This is a genomic window from Neorhizobium sp. T7_12, from assembly GCF_002968535.1.
GTDB lineage: Bacteria > Pseudomonadota > Alphaproteobacteria > Rhizobiales > Rhizobiaceae > Neorhizobium > Neorhizobium tomejilense.
Genome location: NZ_PVBK01000026.1, coordinates 19,370 through 31,815 on the forward strand (window position 1 = coordinate 19,370; position 12,446 = coordinate 31,815).

Sequence of the window (12,446 nt, forward strand, 5' to 3'; positions counted from 1 at the left end):
TCATAGATTGATGGGATCGGCATTTAGTTGTCTCTTGGTTATCCCGTATTTAGCGGTAGCCAGCCGGATTTGCTTCAATTTGCAGGAGCGATGCCTGTGTCCACTCACCGTTCAGCAGCAATCGGAAACGGTGGAACCGGCTCTGCTTTCGGAAGTATGCGAAACCCTTGCGACCGCCTGCCGTTTTAATCGGGGTCCACTCAACTGTGTCGTTGGTCAGCGCGCGAGTTCCCACGCTGAGAGAGGCAGTCGCACCATTGCCCTCGTAGAATGGTCGAACGCCGATGACGGTTGTTCGATCACCCTGCGTCTGCGGGTTGATCATCCGAAGCGTGTTGATCAGGTGTTGCTCTTGCGTCTCGATTGTCGCTTGCAGCGTCGCACCGCCAAGGACGAGAATGTCGCCGGTAAGGCTTGCGCCCCAGAGCATTGGCTTACCACCGGCCCAAACTGCGCTATCCAAACTGACGGGGATATCATCGATCGTGCCGTAAACGTCGAGTTGGTCGATTGTCCAAGGAAGGCTCATCGCGTTGAAGATGATTTCGCTTGTCGCGTCTGCATCGGACCAACAACCGGTGTTGTAATTGTAGATGATGATCCGGTCAGGAGAGCCGTCTGTTGCGGCCTTGCTGCAATATTGCCAGTACACAAGCGAGGTGTCTGGATCAGCAGCAACGCTCATGCGGTGGGTTTTGCTCAGGTCGGCATCCGCGAGGAATGTCTTGTTGACCTTGCCGATACCGATGTTGGAGAAGTTGCCCTTTTCCATCTGGTAGAAACCATCATCGCTGAGGAAGAAGGTCTTACCGGCGACTGTGACCACGCTTTGCGGAACCGAACAGCCTTTGCCATTCCAAGCGGTGTCGAACTGGAAAACGTATTCGTCGCCTCTATAGGTGCCTTGGACAATGCCGCGCTGCATCAGCACCCAAACGTAATCGTCCGTGACAACACCAGTGATCGAGCCGAAGTCGTTGATATCTTGGAAGTCGCTTTGCGTGGCGACAGAGAAGTTGAAGTCGAACGGATTTCCATCTGCTGACCAGCGAATGCGGTTTGTCTTTGCGCCGTCAAATGGATCATAGGTATTCGCGAGGATCGCGAAATTCTTGAACACGCTGACATACCTGCCCTGCACGAGACTTGTCAGGTCAGCGAATTGCGTATCCACGTTCATGTCGATGAACTGCGGAGCATCGGTGTAGTTGGACATGATCACGGCGGAGCCATATTGGGCGCTGCGCCATTGCTCGGTGTCAGCGGTCGCGTATCCAGCAGCACGGCTCACGTCGAGCCATTGCCGGTTCGCTGGATTGACCTTGTAGAGTTTCGTTGCGCAACCGCCGTAGACCTTGGCGGTGCCCAAACTATCCTGCCCAACAGCCGTGCCCAAGGGACGTGAAGCCATCGAGGTAGCCGAATAGACGCTGGCGCGTTTCATCGGGCCATAGGTGACGCTGCCAGGTATCGAGCCGACACCCGGAGTGACGTTATGTGCGACTGTCACACCCGGATTGTTGAGGTCGGGAAGATCAGGGGTCCAAGGACCGAACACGCTATCAACGAGCATTAGGCCATACCTCCATCGAAGATGATGGTATTGCCGCTGTTAAACGCGCGACGGTGATCCGCATCGACAAGCGCGAGCGCCTTATCCAGCGCTGCTTGCTCAGATGCTTCCATGCGCGGATTGTCGAAATACTTGTAGCCCTGCACCAGCGATGCACGCAGGTATACGTTCGGGAATTTCGTCAGCAGCCAATTGGTCGGATTTGCATCGGACAGCGGTGTCAGGCTGCGGTAGTAGACTAGACGCACCGTGCGCGGCTCGTCCTGTTCGGGCACGATCTTGTAGGTGTTGCCGACTTGGTAATAGCCGATCTCATCAAAATTCAGAACGTCGCCGTAGATGCTGACACGCACGGCCATCTTGCCATCGACTTCAATAAGGCGTGCTTCGAGGAAGTCATCGGGCAGTTCGACCGCATTGGCTGTGCTCGTTAGGACGGCCTCAGTTTCCATGCGGTAGTGCTTGAGGATCACGTTCAATTCGACTTCGGCCAAGGCGATGAAATCGGCAATTGGCTCGTCAACACTGATTTCTTCGGCGTATTCGATGATCTTGGATTGGAGCGCGGCGTAATCGTTCAGGGCCATGTTAGAGCCTCAAACCGTTCACGCGGAACTTCTTGTAGTCGGGATCATTCAGGCGACGTGCCATTTCAACGTCGTCTTCTGTGATGCCTTCCTGTTCCCATGCGTAGTAGATGCTGGCCGGAATGCTCGCGACTTTTACGTTCGTGCCGAGTTTACCGGTCGCGCTGAACGCCTTTGCCTCTTCGGCATTTTGTTCAAGCAGGCTTTGGAAATTGCGGTGGTAAACGTCTTCGACAACGTGGTTGCCTTGACGTGTCCAGACTACGGTTTTGTTTGCGTCCTCATGTACGACTTTCGTTTCTCCGTCTTTCAGGAAGAAGTCGATGGTGAGGTCGAGAATATTGTCATTGTTCACGTTCGCCTCTTTGTTATTGTTTTTATCGGGCGATAAAATGAAGGGGCCAATTAGGCCCCTTCGTTAGTTCGATTAGACTGCTGCGGCCTGAACGTCTGCGATCTTACCGTTGCCGGTTTCGTCGCGTGCTTCCAGCGTAAGTTCCGCATGGATCATCTTGGCCTCATAGAGACCACCAGCAGGCAAGTCCTTCTTGGTGAATGTGGTGAGGTACGATGTAGCCCATGTGGATTCGTCCAAAAGCAGGACTGTACGGGTACGCATGATGAAGTTCGGCTTTACAATGTACTTGCCGAAGTCGCCTTCGTAGTAGTCAACCGCGTTAACGATTGTCTTCTTGTCAGCAGCCGTATTAACGGTTGTGCCGCCATTGAATGTGGACAACTTACGCTTCAGTGAACCACCGAGCATGATTGTCTTCGCACGACCACCCTGTTCCCAGATATCCTGGAAAGCGTCGTTGAGCATTGTTTCGGTGAATTCGCGCAGAGTACCGTCAACAACGTCAGCAACAACGTTTGTCGCTGGGTTATAGCCGCCGGTCACGCCGGTAGCACCGTGAGATGCGTTGGTCTTGATCCACGCTTCTGCACCAGCAAGTTCGCGAGTACCGGAAAGAACCGAACCCTGAGGACCAGTGATAGCCTTCTCGATGTCGCGCTTGATTTCCTTGGAGGCGTCCTTGATCTGCTCTGCCATGTGATCAACCTCGCCGACAGTGGAACTGTCTTCAACAGTCGTACTGACCGAACGTGTCTTAGCGAAGATCTGGCAAACGTTAGCCGCGCGTGCTGCGAGCGTGCTTGTAACTGCTGGAGCATCTGCGCCTTCAGCCTGTGCGTTTGCAGCCGCATCGTTCAACTTTTTAGAGAAGAACTCGCGAAGAATGTTTGTGGTCGAAGTCGTACCAATCGAACTCAGGAAAGGTGTTTCCTCACGGTCGATTGTGGAAACGGCATTATGCCACGACTGCTTAATTGTCTTTAGATCGGATGTTTTAACCGGGGCCATTTTTGGCTTCTCCTTAATTAATTATTCAAAAGGTCTTTGAAGATCGCCGTTGCATCGTCTTCCAACTTCGTCTTCTGATATCTGCGGATCGAGTTGGTCACGTGATCGCCGGCTGGCTTCTTTGAGGATGCAGATGTTGTAGGCGCGGCCATAACTGGCTTTGCTTCAACCGCCTTCACTGCCTTCGGAACTTGCTTTGCGATGTTCAAATGCTGCATCGCGTAGTATGCGAGTTTGATCAGCACCGGATTATCGATGCCTGCGATCATGTCCGCTGGAACGCCCTGTTCATTGAGGAACGTTTCAACAGCACCAAGATTTGTGTTGGCGTGCTTATCTCCGAACACTTCGGGCATTTCGTTGGCTAGAACTTCACGTGCTTCAATTTTACGTTGACGTGTTTGTTCGACCTCGAATTGCTTCTTCTGTTCATCGATCTGCGCTTTATAACCAGCAATCTCTTGGAGGCGTTTGATGCGCTTTTCCTGCTGCTTCTCCCACTGGAACTTCTTTTTCTGGGCTTCGTATGGGTCGTTTTCCCATTCCGCTTCCCAATTCGGTTCCGTGAGATCAAACTCTTGAGAAACGACCGTCATCAGGCCGTTGATCTGGTTTTCAAATGCGCTACGAATTTGATGCTTATCGACTTCCTGCACCATCCACTGTTTGCGGAGTGAGGCAATCTCTTGCATCTTCTTCGTGTAATCGGACTGACGTCTGTAGCCTTCCTTCAATTCCTTTACAGTGAACTTCTCGCCGTTGACGTCTACGAGTGTGTCATCTGGAATGGCGTTTGAAGTATCTGCCTGTTCGTCGTCCGCTGCATCTTCAGTTTCATCGCCTTCAACGCCTTCGGAGTCCTCATCAGGTTGTTCCGCGTCGTCTTCGATTTCATCTTCCGATGTTGAAGCATTTTGTGCTTCGGTAGTTTCAGTACGTTCAATATCGGTTGTAGCGTTTTCGCTGTCCAATAGTTGTTTGAATGTATCTGCTGCTGAATTGTTGTCAGTAGCCGATGCAGTTCCCATGTCGGGATTGTTGCTCGTTTCCACTTGTATGCCTTGGGTAATAGTTGATCGTGCAACTATTTAGTCAGGGCATTGAATTCTCTTGTCTTATGCCTCTGGAACGTCGTCGTTGGCGTAGTACTCGGCTTGCTCAACCCATTTGCTGAGTTGGCTCGTGCATAGGTTCCAGTTCAACATCTGCGCGTGCAGGATATCTCTGCTATGGGTGTCGTCTTGCGCTGTCTTCCACATTTGCTCACAGGCATTGCGCTTCAACGCGTCCATTGTCTCGATGAAGAACGGTGCTTCCAAAAGCAGTTTCGCGTTATTGCCGCGATTGATGATTTCCTCTTTTTTCAATTTAACTCCTTACATGCCCTGTGGCGGCATCTGCTGTTGTGGCGCTTGCATTGCTGCTACCTGCTGCGCTTGCGCTTGCTGAGCGGCCTGTGCTTCTGCCTGAGCGCGTTCCTGCGCTGCCTTTTGCGCCTGCTCGTTTGCAAGCATGGTCATTTCCAGATCGTTGCGCTGCTTGGCCGTCTCAGCCTCAACGCGGGCAATATCGACCTGGGCCGCGTACTTGGCCGTGATCTCGGCGCGCTTGAGTTCGAATTCCATTGCAGCCTTGTCCTTCTCGCGGTCATTGCGCATGGTCTCGATTGCAATCTCCAACTGACGATCTTTTTCCTTCTCGGCCATTGCTGCCTGAGCCTTGACCTGTTCGACTTCGACAAGCGGATTTGGTGGTGGTGGTTGTTTTGGTTGCGCCTCGGCCTGCTTCCGCGCGGTCTCAGGATCGATGAAATACAGCGATGGGTTCTTCTGTCCGAGAACGTCCAGAGTGCGAACGGCGCGGTTATAGGCGGTCTGCGGGTTGGATAGACCAAACTGCGCCATTTCACCCTGCAAGGCTTGAATCATCTGCATGTTTTGGATCGAGCCGAGTTTATCGGTCACTCCGAACGCAACATTGGTAGTGATGTCTAAATCCGAGTCCCACTCGTCAACGCGCATATTCTCGTATTTACCGGTCAAGCGGGTGATCAGTTTTGCGGCGTCATCTGCGTTGTTGCGGAGAAGGTCGATGATCACGCGGAATAGGTAGCGAATGCCGCTGGCTGCGAAAGTCTGGGCGATATGCTCGACGCGCATCTGCTGGCCGCTCATACGCTGGGTGCTTGCCGTGGCAGTTGTGTTCTGCAAATCCGCTGGGTTCACGCTCATCATGTTGCCGCCAGCGCCGGTCACGTTGTCCATGGTCTGGTCGATTTGTGCGATCAAGCCCATAGCAGCGGCACCAGCAAACTGAGGCTGGTTATATGAGATCGCATTTGCGGGATTGCCGTCGGTGCGGATCGTCTTACCCGGATACGGGTTGCGAAGGTCGTCCAAGTTGACTTCGTTTCGATTGACGAACACGAGGGGGTCAACGAACTTGTTGAAACTATCGTGCGTGTTTCGGATGAACTTTGACTTGATGTTCTGTTCCTGCCCAACGCGGTCAGCCATGCTTTGGCCGAACAGCGTGTTTGGCTCAGGGAATGGGACAAACGGCGCATACGGATAGAACTTGCGGACCTCTTGATGCGCAAGCATGACAGGCGCGTTCTCCAGATCACCACCAATCGTAATGCGGTAGTGGCGAGGCGTGTCGTCATCGATGGCGATCTTCGTGTAGATTTCGTAGACCGTCACCTTATCGCCGGTCTCGTCTACGCCTTGGTCAAAGTCTGTATTCTTGCTGCGCTCGACGGCCATCGGCGCATCGTCGTCACTGGCGAACGGGATTAGATCGACCTTCGCCTTGTCGAACTTCATGTCCAACAGGTCTTGCTTCGATACAAGACGCTTGTGGCCTTGCAAGTCCGCGCAAATGCCGCCGGTCTGAGGGTCAATGTGCGCGTTTTTGGAGACGATGAAGTCTTCCGGTGGAAGCGCACGGATGGGCATGGTGATATTCAGACGCTTGCGACGGATTTTAATGTCGCGAACCATCGGAGCGACCGGTCGCGAAAGCATTGCCATCTCAGGCGGCATTCCTGGCTGTGGTGGTGGAGCGGGAGCCGAATAGGCATCGCTGCGCTCTATGATTTCAAGTTTGCCGGCTTCTTCGTCGTTTACGAACTGAACCAGTTGCTCATCGGTGAGGCCCTTGATCAGTTCAGGGAGCATTTCCTCTTGCTCGGTTTTGAACTCGACCGTCGCAATACCTATACCGGTGATGATGCCGTTCGCGATCCAGTCTTCCATGATCATGCCGAACGAGTTTTTGACCGTGGCAATGTGGTTGACTACATCGTTCTGCTGCTCTGCCAGTGCCTCGTCTTCCGCCCCATTTGGCTCGAAACTGACGATCTGCTTTTGGCTGACCAGCAACTTGTAGAGATTGGATTTTAGCCAGTCCGTGCGCTCCTGAACGTCAGCGCTGACATACTTGGACTTGCCCGGTCGTAGCGGTTTGCCGTTCTTGTCGAGATCACCATCAAGAGGTTCGCGGCGATAACTGGAAAGACCAACGGCCTGCTTGTCTGCGATATTCGTAACGGAGACACCAACTGCGTCACGCACCATGACCGCGATACGATTGACTACAGCGGCCTCGTCAGCCTTCTTGTTCTTTTTTGCCATTTGGCCTTTCGCGGCAGTTGGTTCTGCCGTTGTTTTCTTCCTGGGAGTCCTGCTGATATTTATTCCAGCCAGCGCAAATCACGTTCATTGTTGAACTTGTCGAACGCGCGGCTCAGGCTGCTGTAACGTGTTGGACTGATGGCGAAGGTCAGGCACAGTGCGTCTGCGTAGTCGGGTGATGCACCCTTCAACCGCTTCTTCATCTCGTCTTTCTTTTCGATTTTGATCTTGCCGGTGTCGCTCGTGTAGGTTGGCGTGACCAACTCTTTGATCAGGTCGGGATGATCAGGGATCGATACGTTCTGATTTCGGAACCATTCCGCGGCTTCCCACCACAACTGGTCACGCAGGCGGCTGTAAAAGTGCGGCTTCCGCGTTGGTGAAGTACCGACATTCACGAACCTGACCGGCAAGCCCATCATACGGAGATTGCCAGCCAAACCTTCGCCCAAGCCATTGCTGTCTACGCAAATGAATTCGGGACGTTGTTCGGGAGGGGTTCGCTCAAATTCCAAGCGGATCGCGATAGACAACTGGGCAGGATCGAGACCGCGCCATGTCTTTGGCATTTCGGCGACGACAGTATCCTGTCGCTTGATCAACACGCTATTGTCGGAGTTGTCGCCGGAACCAGCAGCATCGACACCCCAGATGTGCGGTGTACCAATCGCGGGAACGGCCGTTGCGTTGTTGACCGCCTTCTCGACCATCCAACGCGGAATTAGTCCATCACCGTCGTTCTCTGGAAATTCACCGAGAACCATTGTTCGGTAGAGACGCGAATCTACACCACCGAATTCAAGCGCCTTTGCATCTAGGTCGGCTTGCGTGACGTGAGGTGCATCCGTCATCTTGCCGTGAATCTTCGTCCACAGCGGCGCAATTGATCCGTTCCATGTCTCCCAGAAGTACCCGCTGTTCTTCGATGGATTCGAGATCAAGCAAAGTTTCGGATTGGGGTCGGAAAGGATGTTCGTCAGCGCGTCGGTGTAAATGATATCATCGACACCATCAGCCTCGTCTACGAAAACGAAGTTGTTGATCTGGTGGATACCACGAGCCGCTGCGGTGTTATCCTTGTTGACGAGGCGATAACTGGCGAAGCACGAAGTCTCTTTGCCAATACTCCACGCTCGAAACGAGTTCATATCGAACTGCGACTTCCAAGCGGCGTCCATCTTATCGTGGAGGTTTTTCAGTTCCTTCCAGACGTTGTCGCGAAGGTTTGCTTCTGTTGGTCCGAATACAGTTACCTGCACGTCGGCAAACGTTACCAGTGCCCACCAGATGAGGATTGCGAGGGAGCGCGTCTTGCCGAAGCCAACACCACCTTTAAAGGTGATGCGCTTGTTGTCGCGAAAGGCGTTGCAGAATTCCAACTGCTTGGGTCGAAGCGCCTGTTCGTCGCCCCATAGGTCCACGACGAACGCTGCAATGTCATTTTGATAAAGTTTGAGGAGTGGCGCTAATTGCGCTTCTTGTTGTTGTGTAAGTTGCATGTACCACCGATTGCTATCGGCGGTATTTATCTTCCAGCACGTTCCTGCTGCTTCAAATGAAAAAGCCCCGTTTCCGGGGCTCTTATCCTACTTTGTTGCTGCTTTTTTACCGCTACCTTTAGGCTTCGCTGTTGCTGTCTCTTTAACAGTCGCTGTGTCCGCTTCAACCTTGGCCGCCTGAATTGCCTTCTGGAACTCGCGATCCGTATCAGCAAGCGTTAGCGCGCCTTCGAACAGCACCTTCGCTTCTTCAAGATCGTTGACCTGCCAGTACTTTGCTCCGTCCAATTCGATGGGCTTCTTGCCCAACTGCAAACGATAGCCACCTCCGTAGGACTTGAACCAGTTGGTCGCCGCTGTGCCTTTAGCACTACCCGGCTTCTTCATTTCCTGATCCATCTTTTTGATTTGCGTCTGAACTGACGCCTTGAACAGCGTAATTGGGTCACGTTGACCGCGTGCTGGTGCCTCTGCTCGCTTCGCCGCGAACATGGCTCTGATTTCATCACTCATATTGTTCTCCTTTTCGGTTTGATGATGGTTTTGATGACCCCGAGTTAAATACTTGTGAATGGTTGATATTGCGCACGGCGCGGGGAATGCAAATGAAAATTGAATACGAAGTCGCAGGCGGTCATCGTCGCGGTGATATGGAGAACTTCATCGCTGCTAATCCAGCGCTGGATACTGAGATTGCTCAACGCACGTGGATTGAACAGCGCTTCGGCAAGTGGATCACAGACAACATCACCGAGAACTTTAGCATCTACGAAACGACGCCTTTGGGCTTCCGCGTGGACTTTCCTCAGAACGCTGATGCTCTCGCATTCCTGCGCAAGTTGGGTGGTCGTTCGTTGGAGACCGAATGAAAATCCCGAGACTAAAATCAACAAAGCCAGACGACAAACGAAAGATCGTCACACCGGAACGGAAAGAGGCACTGAAAAACATGGGATGGAAAAAGGGCCAGAGCGGCAACATCAAGGGTAGACCACCTGAACTAGCCGAAATCAAGGAAGCCGTGCAGATGAACGCGCTGGACGCCGTTGAGGTAATGCGGGAGTTGATGATGAGTAGCGAGAACGCAGCGACACGCCAACGAGCCGCCGCTTATTTCATCGACCCGTTCGTCAGCAAGGCCGCGCAGAAGGTGGATGTTGACGTGACCGTTACGCCGATGGGCGAATTTCTCGCACGTATCGCCAAGACACGCGGTGCGGTGATCGAAGCGGATTACGTTGAAACCCTACCCGCTCCAAAGGACCAGGACGACACATAGGAGTTCGGGACTAAAAATTCGCGAAAGGAACGTCGGTTTTAGATTGCTTCATAATTATGAAGATCCCTCCGCCCGGTGCGATATTTAGCACGCCAAACGAAGTCTATAATTTACCACGCCCCTTCACCTCGTATCAACGACCGTCCGCTAGAACGGGTCTGTCGGAAAGAGAAATCGATCAGACAGTTCTTTGAAGTTGATGTTCGTGTACGAGGGTGCCGCTTCGGCGGATTTCCTATGCCTTTAACCAGTCCAGTCGCCGCCCGTCGTGGGGCAAGGTTTCGACCGCGTTAGGAAGGGTCTAACTCGCTTTTGCCGAGCCGATACGCTGCAATGATCCATGATCAACATACCGTCACTTCGGTGGCACGCCCCGATCATGGGGATAACAGTGGAAGAAAAGGTGTACACAATGGATAACTCTTCGAACTCAGGTTCTATGTCAGTTGCAGAATGGGCTAAGGCCCCGGAAAGCATCATGCCGGCTGCGGACATTTTGTCCAGGCAGTCGGGCGTTTTGGAAAGTCACCTCAAACAGGTGAATATGACTTCCTCGCAGATCATCATCAATCTGGTGGTGATGGCGAAGAAGATCATGGAGAGCGATGATCTCTCTAAGGAGATGGTCGAACTCGCTACGACGCGGAAAATCACCCTCCCCAAGGGTTTCGACTTGTCGAAGCCGACGGTGGACGGTGTGAACCCCATGCTGCCATTCACTCGATTGTTTGTCGGCTCGACCGACGCAACCGGTGAATGGGTACCGAACGAGTATTCGTTCAAGAACTTTCCGGGTGCGATGCGGCACCTTTACAAGTCGGCTGAAGCCGATGTTCACGGACTAACCACTGTCCTTGAAAACCTTACTGCTGATGCAGGAAAGGGAAAGGTTGTTCGTGGTATCGAAGCGGCCAAGTTGAAGGACCGTGCGGTAAACGCCAAGCCCCGCAAAGGGAATGGCGCTGTCCGCAACTACATTCCGCTTGCTGTATCCAAAGTAAAGCCGGTTGCAGTTTTCACTGCTCCCCCAGAACTCGTTCCTGTGAACGAAGACGGGTATGCTCTGGTCACTGTCGTTCAGGTGGGACCGGGCAAGTATGGCTTTTGCTTCGGAACGGCTGAGAATGCTGACATCACTTCGCTGATTGCAGATGGCTACGAGTTCCACAAGGAACGCCTTGCCGCTGCAAAAGCGCAGGTGACGGTGTCCATGGACAAGGTCGCATCTAAGAAGTCAACGTCCACGGCGGCTGTTTGAACCAACAAAAAGGGTGGAGATCTTCGGGTCTCCACCCTTTCTAGTTTTTGGAAAGAAACCCATGTCGAAAATATCTGCGCTCACCCGGCAACAGATCCTCGCAGACATCGAACACCTGAAAGAAGACGCGAGTTTCAAACTCAGCGCAAGTGACATGAGCGCGTATCTCGGGCGCTCATATCGCGAATATGAAGACGCACTTGCTAACCGCGAGCAATTCAACCCCCTCGACGCTTTGAGCGCGTTCGGGCGCAATTATGCTGACAGAACCGCTGATCTTATGAAGCGGATCACGTTCGCATTGAACGCAAATCGCATCACGACTGAAGAGACTGAGACGGAAAAACAGAAAGAGCGCCGCTATGCCTTCATGAGCGAGGCGGAACAACTTCTGCAGGTTTATCACAGCGAGTTCGTGTTCGATGCCGATATGGATATCCCACAGCAATGGCTTGCGGATGCAGCGTATCTTAAAAGTTATCACGACGAGCCAATTGGCTTTCGGTTCTACAACGCCTATCGCGCTTTAGAAGGCTACGAAGTCTATCTCTGCGAACGTGCCGAAGATAACCAAATCAATCAAGCGAACACTCTCAATCGATTACAACAGGTTTGGTTGACACGGCTACTCGGAACCGAACCTCCTACGAATGAAGCACAATCGAACGTTATATTGAAAAACCGTATCGCGAAAATGCAACAGTACAGGGGTGGATTCTAATGCGTGAAGCACGTGCCGAATTCATAAAGGCGATGGATACCGTTAAGAGCATTCAAGCAATGGGCATTGACGATTTCTTTCAAGGTTATCAAATCAACGTCAGGTTAATCACAGACGAGGATCAGAACAGCATTCGGCAGACCTACGAAGCCGGAGGACATTTCCAATCTACTCATATGGTAACGGCTGGCAGTAAACGTATGCGTTTGATACGCCGTGATCTAGGGGCGGCATATAGTCGAATGCTAGGAAATCAATTTATTGGTATCCTTGAAAAAAAGCAGCACGACGATCTAGTTAAACTTGTGGGTCAGGACAAGAGTTTCGAACTACCCGCACAAACCGACCTCTGTTACATCGATGCGTATTGGACGAATGCGCCTAATGACAAGCGCGTAAACCCATACAACTGGCAAAATTTCAATCACGCCCGTAATCAGATTTTTATCGGTATCATGACTAACGACGAGGCGTTTGAACTGAAGTTGAACTTGCCGCTGGATATGTTCTAAGCAGTGAGCGAGGAAC

14 protein-coding genes are annotated in these 12,446 nt (G+C 52.4%); 5 read left to right on the plus strand and 9 right to left on the minus strand.

Annotated elements, in window-relative coordinates; all coding sequences use genetic code 11:
- Window positions 1–49: 49 nt before the first annotated feature.
- The 9 genes from C5J26_RS29725 to C5J26_RS29765 all read right to left on the minus strand — a co-directional run bounded on the left by C5J26_RS29725 (window position 50) and on the right by C5J26_RS29765 (window position 9,173).
- Window positions 50–1,573, minus strand: a complete 1,524-nt coding sequence (locus C5J26_RS29725) for a hypothetical protein (protein ID WP_105405044.1) — start codon at window positions 1,571–1,573, stop codon at window positions 50–52.
- The gene (locus C5J26_RS29730; RefSeq protein WP_105405045.1) at window positions 1,573–2,160 is read right to left on the minus strand and encodes a hypothetical protein; all 588 of its coding nucleotides are present in this window, start codon (window positions 2,158–2,160) and stop codon (window positions 1,573–1,575) included. The genes C5J26_RS29725 and C5J26_RS29730 overlap by 1 nt, the downstream gene beginning before the upstream one ends.
- Before the next feature lies 1 nt (window position 2,161).
- Window positions 2,162–2,515 (minus strand): hypothetical protein, encoded by a 354-nt coding sequence (locus tag C5J26_RS29735; RefSeq protein ID WP_046641527.1) that lies wholly within the window; start codon window positions 2,513–2,515, stop codon window positions 2,162–2,164.
- Between the two features lie 72 nt (window positions 2,516–2,587).
- Window positions 2,588–3,526 carry a DUF5309 family protein gene (locus tag C5J26_RS29740; protein WP_105405046.1) on the minus strand — a complete coding sequence of 313 codons (939 nt, stop codon included), beginning with the start codon at window positions 3,524–3,526 and terminating at the stop codon, window positions 2,588–2,590.
- Between the two features lie 17 nt (window positions 3,527–3,543).
- Window positions 3,544–4,578 (minus strand): hypothetical protein, encoded by a 1,035-nt coding sequence (locus C5J26_RS29745; RefSeq protein WP_172746177.1) that lies wholly within the window; start codon window positions 4,576–4,578, stop codon window positions 3,544–3,546.
- Between the two features lie 63 nt (window positions 4,579–4,641).
- The gene (locus C5J26_RS29750; protein ID WP_105405048.1) at window positions 4,642–4,893 is read right to left on the minus strand and encodes a hypothetical protein; all 252 of its coding nucleotides are present in this window, start codon (window positions 4,891–4,893) and stop codon (window positions 4,642–4,644) included.
- A gap of 9 nt (window positions 4,894–4,902) precedes the next feature.
- Window positions 4,903–7,161, minus strand: a complete 2,259-nt coding sequence (locus C5J26_RS29755; RefSeq protein ID WP_105405049.1) for a hypothetical protein — start codon at window positions 7,159–7,161, stop codon at window positions 4,903–4,905.
- A 59-nt stretch (window positions 7,162–7,220) separates the two neighbouring features.
- Window positions 7,221–8,660, minus strand: a complete 1,440-nt coding sequence (locus C5J26_RS29760) for a hypothetical protein (RefSeq protein ID WP_105405050.1) — start codon at window positions 8,658–8,660, stop codon at window positions 7,221–7,223.
- An 87-nt stretch (window positions 8,661–8,747) separates the two neighbouring features.
- Window positions 8,748–9,173, minus strand: coding sequence for a hypothetical protein (locus C5J26_RS29765; protein WP_105405051.1), 426 nt, complete (start codon window positions 9,171–9,173; stop codon window positions 8,748–8,750).
- Window positions 9,174–9,265: 92 nt separating this feature from the next.
- On the opposite strand from C5J26_RS29765, the gene C5J26_RS29770 reads away from it, so the two are divergent.
- From C5J26_RS29770 to C5J26_RS29790, 5 genes are all read left to right on the plus strand, one after another.
- Window positions 9,266–9,529: a hypothetical protein gene (locus C5J26_RS29770; RefSeq protein ID WP_172746178.1), complete on the plus strand. Its 264-nt coding sequence runs from the start codon at window positions 9,266–9,268 to the stop codon at window positions 9,527–9,529.
- Window positions 9,526–9,939, plus strand: a complete 414-nt coding sequence (locus C5J26_RS29775; RefSeq protein ID WP_105405053.1) for a DUF5681 domain-containing protein — start codon at window positions 9,526–9,528, stop codon at window positions 9,937–9,939. Before C5J26_RS29770 ends, C5J26_RS29775 begins: the two co-directional genes overlap by 4 nt.
- Window positions 9,940–10,351: 412 nt before the next feature.
- On the plus strand, window positions 10,352–11,197 hold the full coding sequence (locus tag C5J26_RS29780) for a hypothetical protein (RefSeq protein WP_172746180.1): 846 nt from the start codon (window positions 10,352–10,354) through the stop codon (window positions 11,195–11,197).
- A gap of 61 nt (window positions 11,198–11,258) precedes the next feature.
- Complete coding sequence (locus C5J26_RS29785; protein WP_105405055.1) at window positions 11,259–11,918, plus strand: hypothetical protein; 660 nt, start codon at window positions 11,259–11,261, stop codon at window positions 11,916–11,918.
- The gene (locus C5J26_RS29790; protein ID WP_105405056.1) at window positions 11,918–12,430 is read left to right on the plus strand and encodes a hypothetical protein; all 513 of its coding nucleotides are present in this window, start codon (window positions 11,918–11,920) and stop codon (window positions 12,428–12,430) included. Before C5J26_RS29785 ends, C5J26_RS29790 begins: the two co-directional genes overlap by 1 nt.
- Window positions 12,431–12,446: the final 16 nt, after the last annotated feature.

Bases quoted from the DNA above. Each gene is read 5' to 3' on its own strand.
- C5J26_RS29725 (WP_105405044.1), bottom strand. From the start codon at position 1,573: ATGCTCGTTGATAGCGTGTTCGGTCCTTGGACCCCTGATCTTCCCGAC.
- C5J26_RS29730 (WP_105405045.1), bottom strand. From the start codon at position 2,160: ATGGCCCTGAACGATTACGCCGCGCTCCAATCCAAGATCATCGAATAC.
- C5J26_RS29740 (WP_105405046.1), bottom strand. From the start codon at position 3,526: ATGGCCCCGGTTAAAACATCCGATCTAAAGACAATTAAGCAGTCGTGG.
- C5J26_RS29755 (WP_105405049.1), bottom strand. From the start codon at position 7,161: ATGGCAAAAAAGAACAAGAAGGCTGACGAGGCCGCTGTAGTCAATCGT.
- C5J26_RS29760 (WP_105405050.1), bottom strand. From the start codon at position 8,660: ATGCAACTTACACAACAACAAGAAGCGCAATTAGCGCCACTCCTCAAA.
- C5J26_RS29765 (WP_105405051.1), bottom strand. From the start codon at position 9,173: ATGAGTGATGAAATCAGAGCCATGTTCGCGGCGAAGCGAGCAGAGGCA.
- C5J26_RS29770 (WP_172746178.1), top strand. From the start codon at position 9,266: ATGAAAATTGAATACGAAGTCGCAGGCGGTCATCGTCGCGGTGATATG.
- C5J26_RS29775 (WP_105405053.1), top strand. From the start codon at position 9,526: ATGAAAATCCCGAGACTAAAATCAACAAAGCCAGACGACAAACGAAAG.
- C5J26_RS29780 (WP_172746180.1), top strand. From the start codon at position 10,352: ATGGATAACTCTTCGAACTCAGGTTCTATGTCAGTTGCAGAATGGGCT.
- C5J26_RS29785 (WP_105405055.1), top strand. From the start codon at position 11,259: ATGTCGAAAATATCTGCGCTCACCCGGCAACAGATCCTCGCAGACATC.
- C5J26_RS29790 (WP_105405056.1), top strand. From the start codon at position 11,918: ATGCGTGAAGCACGTGCCGAATTCATAAAGGCGATGGATACCGTTAAG.